Origin of the sequence: Xanthomonas maliensis, assembly GCF_009192945.1 — a bacterium.
GTDB lineage: Bacteria > Pseudomonadota > Gammaproteobacteria > Xanthomonadales > Xanthomonadaceae > Xanthomonas > Xanthomonas maliensis.
In genome coordinates, this window is record NZ_NSET01000043.1 from 40,371 (window position 1) to 47,864 (window position 7,494).

The 7,494-nt window shown below is 61.6% G+C and carries 7 protein-coding genes; 5 read left to right on the plus strand and 2 right to left on the minus strand.

Features of this window, described 5'->3' with window-relative positions; all coding sequences use genetic code 11:
* Positions 1-19: 19 nt before the first annotated feature.
* Positions 20-472: a response regulator gene (locus CKY51_RS13205; RefSeq protein WP_152249345.1), complete on the minus strand. Its 453-nt coding sequence runs from the start codon at positions 470-472 to the stop codon at positions 20-22.
* Positions 472-2,706 (minus strand): ATP-binding protein, encoded by a 2,235-nt coding sequence (locus CKY51_RS13210; protein ID WP_022971906.1) that lies wholly within the window; start codon positions 2,704-2,706, stop codon positions 472-474. The genes CKY51_RS13205 and CKY51_RS13210 overlap by 1 nt, the downstream gene beginning before the upstream one ends.
* 559 nt (positions 2,707-3,265) lie before the next feature.
* On the opposite strand from CKY51_RS13210, the gene CKY51_RS13215 reads away from it, so the two are divergent.
* The 5 genes from CKY51_RS13215 (at position 3,266) to CKY51_RS22485 (ending at position 7,481) form a co-directional block, all read left to right on the plus strand.
* Complete coding sequence (locus CKY51_RS13215; RefSeq protein ID WP_022971905.1) at positions 3,266-3,700, plus strand: BLUF domain-containing protein; 435 nt, start codon at positions 3,266-3,268, stop codon at positions 3,698-3,700.
* Positions 3,701-3,938: 238 nt separating this feature from the next.
* Complete coding sequence (locus tag CKY51_RS13220; protein WP_031339419.1) at positions 3,939-5,597, plus strand: ShlB/FhaC/HecB family hemolysin secretion/activation protein; 1,659 nt, start codon at positions 3,939-3,941, stop codon at positions 5,595-5,597.
* A gap of 66 nt (positions 5,598-5,663) precedes the next feature.
* Positions 5,664-6,770, plus strand: coding sequence for a hypothetical protein (locus CKY51_RS23025; protein WP_484607008.1), 1,107 nt, complete (start codon positions 5,664-5,666; stop codon positions 6,768-6,770).
* An 8-nt stretch (positions 6,771-6,778) separates the two neighbouring features.
* On the plus strand, positions 6,779-7,228 hold the full coding sequence (locus CKY51_RS13230) for a hypothetical protein (protein WP_152249346.1): 450 nt from the start codon (positions 6,779-6,781) through the stop codon (positions 7,226-7,228).
* 109 nt (positions 7,229-7,337) lie between these two features.
* A complete protein-coding gene (locus tag CKY51_RS22485; protein ID WP_170292327.1) occupies positions 7,338-7,481 on the plus strand; it encodes a hypothetical protein in 144 nt (47 codons plus the stop codon).
* The last annotated feature ends 13 nt before the right edge of the window (positions 7,482-7,494 follow it).

A 7,494-nucleotide genomic window follows, 5' to 3' on the forward strand; every position in this document is an offset into this window, starting at 1 on the left:
GGCTTCGATCAGGCTTGGATCAAACACGGCCGCCGCCTTGCGGCGGTGGCTGGTTGGTGATGCCCCAGAAGATGCCCAGCCCACGGATCGCCTCGAAGAATTCCTTGAAATCCACCGGTTTGACCACGAAGGCATTGACCCCCAACTCGTAGCTGCGGACCAGGTCCTGCTCCTCGCGTGAGGAGGTGAGCATCACGATCGGGGTGCTGGCCAGCGCTGGATCGCGACGGACTTCCTCTAGCACTTCCAGGCCATTGATCTTGGGCAGCTTCAGGTCCAGCAGCACCACCACCGGTGCGCCATGGCGGGCGCCGGCATGGCTGCCTTCGCAGCGCAGGTAGTCCAGCGCCTCGGCACCATCGCGCACATGCACGATCTCGTTGAGTAATTGACAGCGCTGCAGGGCCGCCATGGTCAGCTCGGCATCCTTCGGATTGTCTTCAACCAGCAGGATCGGACGAAGATCCTTCATCAATTCACTCCGTAAGGACAAGTCGGGATGGAAAACGAGAAGGTGGCGCCGCGGCCGAGTTCCCCCTCGGCTTTGGTTTCGCCACCATGGCGGCTCACGATACGGCGCACGTTGGCCAGGCCGATGCCGGTCCCTTCGTACTCGTCGGCGTGGTGCAGTCGCTGGAAGACGCCGAACAGTTTACCCACATAGCGCATGTCGAAACCGCAGCCATTGTCGCGGACATGGAAGACATCGTGTTGCGCGGTGCGGGTATGGAAGATCTCGATCCTGGGCTCGGCGGTATCGCGGGTGAATTTGATGGCATTGGTGAGCAGGTTCTGCCACACCAGGCGCATCATCACCGGGTCGACTTCCACCTGCGGCAGGTCGGCGATCTCCCAGTGGATCTCGCGGCCCTGGGCTTCCATGTCCAGCCGTTGGCGGACATCGTCCACCAGGGTGTTCATGTCGATCGACACCCGGCCCAGGGTCGAGCGGCCCATCTGCGAAAAACTCAGCAGATCGTCGACCAGCGTGCCGGCTGACTTGGCCGATTCGGCAATGGTGCGCAGGAACCGCTTCTCGGTGTCGCTCAGCTTGCTGCCGGCCGAATCGGCCAGCAATTCGGTATAGCCGACGATGTGGCGGAACGGGGCGCGCAGATCGTGGCTGACCGAGTACGAAAAGGCTTCCAGTTCCTTGTTGCTGCGAACCAGTTGTTCGTTGAGCTCGGCCATTTCTTCGGCCTTGCGCAGCACGATATCGACGATGGCCGTGCGCAGCTCCATGGCGGCGTCCAGGTCGGCTTGGCTCCAGGGCAGCGCCTGCCGGCGCACGGTTTCCTTCCAGGCTTCGAAGGAGGTGCGCGGACTCAGCATGCCGCCGTCGTTGGGTTTGCGCGGCTCGCCGCCCCAGCGCACGGTGCGCACCACTTCTGGTCGGAACCACAACAGATAACTATCGTGCAGCTGCGAGATGGAGATCGCCAGCACGCCGCTGGCGCGATCGGAAAATTCGTTTGCCGGTTCCCACAAGGCGGGCAGGTGATCGGTGTGAAACAGATCCTCGCCGCTGTGGCTGGTGAGCCAATGGGTCAGGCCCAGCACGTGGTCGCGGCTGGGACAGTCGCCCAGCAGGATGCATTCGCCGCGGTGGGCGATCGCCGCGCCTTGTGCGCCCGTCAGCGCCAGCAGACCGGTATGCTCGCGTCCCAGCGCAGCGAGGAAGTCGTCGTCGCCGGCCATGCGGCTGAGCAAACGCACCTGGATCGCCCGGCGCGCCACGCGTTCCTCGATGCCATGGGCGCGCTCCTTCAACGCGAGCTGCAGCGAGAGGATCTGGCCGATCAGCTCGCAAGCGGTACGCACATGGTAGGGCACCCGACGTGGCGCCTGGCTGTGGCAGGAGATCAGCCCCCACAGTTCGCCCTCGCGCAGCAGCGAGGTGGACATCGATGCGCGGGTGTCCATGTTGCGCATGTATTGCAGGTGGAACGGCGAGACGCTGCGCAGCACGCACAGGCTGAGGTCGGCCGGCGTATCCGCCGGTGGGCGATCATCGACCAGTAGCGGCACCGGTTGGTAATCGCAGTCGGCGATCAGGCGAATCCGGTTGCGGCGATACAGGTCGCGCGCCTGCACCGGGATATCCGACTCGGGAAAGCGCAGATCCAGATAGGACGGCAGCACGCCATTGCGATCCTCGGCAACGACCACGCCGTTCCAGTCCTTGTCGAACTGATAGATCAGCACCCGGTCGAATCCGGTCAGCGCACGCACCTGACGCGCAGCCAGGTCGCACAATGCAGTGGTGTCGGCGGCGTGTTCGATGGCGCTCATGAAGCTGCGGATGGACGGATACAGGTCCTCCAGCGTTCCCGCCTCGCCAGCGACGGTTTCTTCCAGTTCGACCAGCAGATGGCCACCGGTGCAGTTGGCCAGCAACTGGTGCGCACGGCCGTCGCCCAGCACCACCGTGCCGAGAAACGCGGTGGCGCCATCGTCCAGCGTGGTCAGTGCCGCCCGATGCGGTGCCAGCAGTCCACCGAGTACCTGATCCAGCGCCCTGCCCAACGGCTCGCCGTAGTGGTCAATCAGCTCGGGCCGCGTCGCGGCGTATTGGGCGACGGTCCAGCCGGTCCGTTCGATGACCAGCAACAGGCCGTAGGGTTGGATGGCACCCGGCGTGTGGATCGGTTCGCGCGCGCAGCTCGACAGGTCAAGGGCGTGATCCGGTCCGGCGTGGGATGACATGTGCTGCTCCAGCTCTGGTTTTTACCCTGCGCCCGGCGTGTCGCGGGATGAGCGAACTGCGTCGGAGCGTCTGGCGGTGTGTACCCGTGGACGGGCAGCCAACGATCTTGCCGCATTCGGCGCAAAATCCCAACCGTACGCGGGTACTTAGGCGACACCAGGGCGAAGCGCTGACGGCCGCCGGCAGCGGTGTCGTTGCTGGATAGTGGCGGTGGAACCGAGTTTAGTCGCGGAATCTGCAGCGGCAGCAGCCTGTGCCTGGCGCTGAATGGTTCACCGGCTGGTCGCGGACGTGCGATGCGGGCGTGGGGCGCAGCGGTGCTTGGGATCGCTGCGATGGTGGCGCGGGCCACGTGGACAAGGCACCAGCGGATGCCGATGATGGTCCTGGCTTCATGGGCGCGCGCGTGGAGTCGCCAGGCCGATCGGCTTGCACACGGACGCATTATTTGCAAACCGTATGGTTCACTAATAAAGTAATTGATGTGCCGGACGGAGTCGGTGCCGTGTTCGTCTGGCTGGTTCCCTTGGAAGGGGGTGGTCGGTTTAGGAGTTCCCCGTGCCGACCCATCAGCCGCTGCATGCGCTGGCCTATATCAGTGTTCCGCGCCGCCCGTTCAGCATTGCCGAGTTGGACGAGTTGGTCGTGCGTGCCAGCGCGCGCAATGCGCTGCTGCAAGTCACTGGCGTCCTGCTCCATGACGGCCAGACCTTCTTTCAGTATCTGGAAGGTCCGCGGGACGGTGTCGACGAGGTCTATGCGCGCGTGCAGCGCGCCACGCGCCACCGGATCCAGGCCGAGGTCTTCCGTGAACCGGTGGCGTCCCGCTACTTCGGCCATTGGCATATGGCGGGCCGCAAGGCCGAACCGGGCACCATCCTCAGCCTGGGCAGCGCCCCATGGCAGCGTGCCCAGGTGCAATTGCCGATGCCGGATTCCCAACCTCCCGGCCTGCGGGCGTTGCTGGCGTTCTGGGAGCACACGGCGGACTGAGCGAAGCGATTCGCGATCCGGGCGTCGAGGCTCGCGCTGTTTTTCGTGATTTCCATCACGCAATGATCGTGTTCGGAGTTTCTTACAGGGTCACCCCTACACGCTGGGTTGACCCTGCTTTCACGTCCCAACAAAGTAGCGACGCTTTTCGTGCCGCCGGGTTGTCGCCGGGGTTGGTGACCAGGTACGGAGAACGGGCGTCCACGCGGAGCGCGTCGGTCGCACAGGGGGCAGTTCGATGTGGAAACGATCAGTACCGTTGGTACTGGCGGTTTGCCTGCGGGCGATCGCCAGGCCAGCGGCTGCGCAGCAATCCGAACCGACGACGCTGGACCGGCAGGAACAATTGCGCCAGGCCGAAGAGATCCAGCGCCGCCAGGAGCAGGAGCGCCAGGCGCCGTTCGTCGGCGCGCGCGAACAGGGCGTGGATGCCCGTAGCACGGTCCTGCCCGTGGAAGCCTTGTGCTTTCCGATCGATCGCGTCCGGCTGTCCGGCGGCGGTGCCGACGGTGCGCGCTTTTCCTGGTTGTGGCGCGCGTTGCGCAGCTATGAAGGGCGCTGCGTCGGTCGGGAGGGTATCGACCTCATTCGCCGTCGTGCCCTGGACCAACTGGTGGCGCACGGTTTCGTCACCACCCGGATCGGCGTTCCCGAACAAGACCTCTCGCGCGGGACGCTGCGCTTCGAACTGATGCCGGGACGGCTGCGTGCGGTGCGCGTGGTCTCCGACGGCGGTGCGGACAATTGGAAGAACGCCTTGCCGCTGCGCAGCGGCGACCTGGTCGACTTGCGCGCGATCGAACAGGCGGTGGAGCAATTCAAACGCTTGCCGTCGCAGGACGCCAAGATCGATATCGCGCCGGCAGAGCAGCCAGGCGAGTCGGATCTGATCATCACGTTGCAGCACGGACGCCGCTGGCGCGGAGTCGCCAACGCCGACGATTCGGGTGTGCAGGCCACCGGCAAATGGCAGGGCGGCCTGGACCTCTCGCTGGACAATCCGCTGGGGATCAACGATCTGCTCAGCGTGGGCTATAGCCATGATCTGGCCTCGCACGACGATGAACGCGGTACGCGCGGCAATAGCGTCAGCTACAACCTGCCGTGGGGCTGGTGGAGCGTCGCCTTGTCGGCGTCGTCATATCGCTATCACCAACGGGTGGATGGTTTCCTGCAGCAGTTCCAGTCCAGCGGGCGATCCAGCAATGCGCAGCTGGATATCCAGCGCGTGCTGCATCGGACCGGCACCAGCAAGACCTCGGCCGGCGTCGTCGTCGGTCGGCGGCGTGCGCGCAGTTATCTGGATGGGGTGGAAATCGGCATCCAGCGGCGCGATACCAGCAGCGCCGAGTTCTACCTGAGCCATCGCCAGTACCTGGGTGCATTGCAGCTGGACATGCGCTTGGCGCACCGGCGCGGGACACCCTGGTTCGACAGCCAATGGACCGGCTACGACCCGCAGATCGGCTTTCCGAGCTTCCGCTATGGCGTGACCACGCTGGACCTGAGTGCGGCGCTTCCGTTCAAGCTCGGTACGCGCCCGTTGACCTGGGAAAGCAGCCTGCATGCGCAAACGGCGGGCGAACTGCTGCTCGGCTCGGAGTTCATCACCATCGGTGGGCGCTACAGCGTGCGCGGTTTCGATGGCGAGGCCACCTTGGGCGCGGAGAAGGGCGCGTATTGGCGCAACACGCTGAGCGCACCGCTGCAAACACTCGGTATCACACCGTATCTGGGCCTGGATGCCGGCCGTATCGATGGCATCAGCGCCACCGGCCTGCGCGGCGGCTGGTTCGGTGCCAGCCTCGATGCCTTTGCGGGCTGGGCGGTGCATCGCCCGGACGGATTTGGCAGCGCCCAGCCGGCCTATGGCGTGCGCGTGATCTACCAGTTTTGACCTTCATGCGTTGCCGTGTGGCAGCGCGTTTGCCGATGTTGATCCGCTTGCGCGGAGAGAGACACGATGGACATGGAAGCGACGAGCGTGCGTGGAAGGGTGGCCGAGCAATGCAAGCGCGCGGTTGCGCTGCTGCTGTGCTGCACGGTCACCTGGACATCGTTCCCGGCCTGGGCCCAGGTCGCACCGACCTCCAACCCCGCAGGGCAGACGCCGGGTCAGCAGGTGGCGGCCAACGGTGTGCGATATTTGTTGCAGGCGCTTAACCGGACAGATTCCGGTTGGTCAAATGACTATGTCAGCGGTGTGCTGAATAAGGATGCGTGGGCAGTCGGGACGACGTTCATGGGAGATGTCGGCTTCGCCGCTGATGTCGCTCACAAATTGGCGACGGGTGATACTGACGGCGCAATGAATGCAGTTGCAGGCGCGGTTCTCCTGTCGAAGCTCGGTGAGGTGGGCGGACTTGCTGCCGGTAAAATTATTACGATATTTAAGGATGCGCTGAAAGGCACTAGAAAGATCGATGCTCCTCTTGCAGATGTCGTGAGAGATCCGAGTATTGTTGTCCAGCCGTCGGCTGACTTGGTGGAGGTGCCATTACTCAAGCCTGAGCCTCCCGTTGCCGCTGTACCTGGTGATGCTGTTCGTGGCAATCAGATTGATGTATCTCAAGCGGTTAACTTGTCCGGCTCGCAAGGCGCGACAAAGGCAGGATTTCCTGGGAGTGCCGAGCACAAGGCTCAACGCTGGGAAGATTATCAGGCTAGAAATTCCGGAAATGAAAAATCTTGGGACTATGAGCGTTGGAGTAAGCAGTATGACGTTAATATGCAGAACTCATCGGGCCCTCTGACGCGTGAAGCTGAATATAGGGCTGCGATTGGCGGAGAAAACCGTGTGATCCAAACTCCATATGGTCCGAGACAAATAGATGCTTTTGTTGACGATTCCAAGCTTATGGTGCAAGTGAAAACAGGTCCCGAATCATTGACTACGATAAATTCAAAGCTTGGAGCGCGCTCAAACGAGATGGCTATCAAAAAGGATGCTTATTTGGTGCAGAACGGTTATCAGGTTGAATGGATCCTTGAGGCGGGGGCATCAAAGCCGTTGTTAGATGCGTTGGAAAATGCCGGAATTAAGTATAGAATTGGACCTCAGATAAAATGAGGTAAAATATGAAAAGTAAATCAAATCCAGGCAGCGATGAGTTGGAGAAGTTCCAAGAATTCGTTTTTGAGATGGACGATGCGTTAGAAGGGCTTATCGCGGCGGCCGCTGCGGAAGGTATCTCGCTGGACTATTCCATAGATAGTATAAATTCTTTAGAGGTTCTTATTGATTTTTTTTACGGAAAGCCAGACGCGACGAGAAATATAACGCGATGCTCCCGTTATTTGGGTGAGATTTTTAGAAGAGAGATTGGGGGTCATTGGGATCTCTGCCAAGACGATCCGCGCAACATCTACTACAAATTGCCAGTAATAACAAATTTCAGTGCGATCAGAGCTGATTTCTGCCCAATAGCAATCATCGAAAATTACATATCTAGACGTAGACGCGGATTACTTCGTGGAGCACTTGAAGCAAATCGTGAATTTTCAAATAAAAATAAAGACGAAAAGTAGATTTATTCAGAAGAGCGATACCGTTTGTGCAGGTCGGTGAAAGATATGGCCGCAAAATGATGCAGGTTAGGGACCTAAGCAACCTCAAGCGGCCGCTCTGACCGCCAGCATGACCGGCAGTCAAGGCGTCAGCATCGGCGCCGTCGGCAGCGATGGGCGCAGCATCATCGGCAGCGCGCTCAACGGCAGCGCTCTCAACGGCATCAGCGCACAAGGCGGCCTGAGCGTGCGTACTCGACAGGCCGCAGCGTAAGCTCCCCCGTCAA

What these genes read in the sequence shown, in the direction of transcription:
- CKY51_RS13230 (WP_152249346.1), top strand. Translation starts at nt 6,779, where the DNA reads ATGAAAAGTAAATCAAATCCAGGCAGCGATGAGTTGGAGAAGTTCCAA.
- CKY51_RS13220 (WP_031339419.1), top strand. Translation starts at nt 3,939, where the DNA reads ATGTGGAAACGATCAGTACCGTTGGTACTGGCGGTTTGCCTGCGGGCG.
- CKY51_RS23025 (WP_484607008.1), top strand. Translation starts at nt 5,664, where the DNA reads ATGGACATGGAAGCGACGAGCGTGCGTGGAAGGGTGGCCGAGCAATGC.
- CKY51_RS13210 (WP_022971906.1), bottom strand. Translation starts at nt 2,706, where the DNA reads ATGTCATCCCACGCCGGACCGGATCACGCCCTTGACCTGTCGAGCTGC.
- CKY51_RS13205 (WP_152249345.1), bottom strand. Translation starts at nt 472, where the DNA reads ATGAAGGATCTTCGTCCGATCCTGCTGGTTGAAGACAATCCGAAGGAT.
- CKY51_RS22485 (WP_170292327.1), top strand. Translation starts at nt 7,338, where the DNA reads ATGACCGGCAGTCAAGGCGTCAGCATCGGCGCCGTCGGCAGCGATGGG.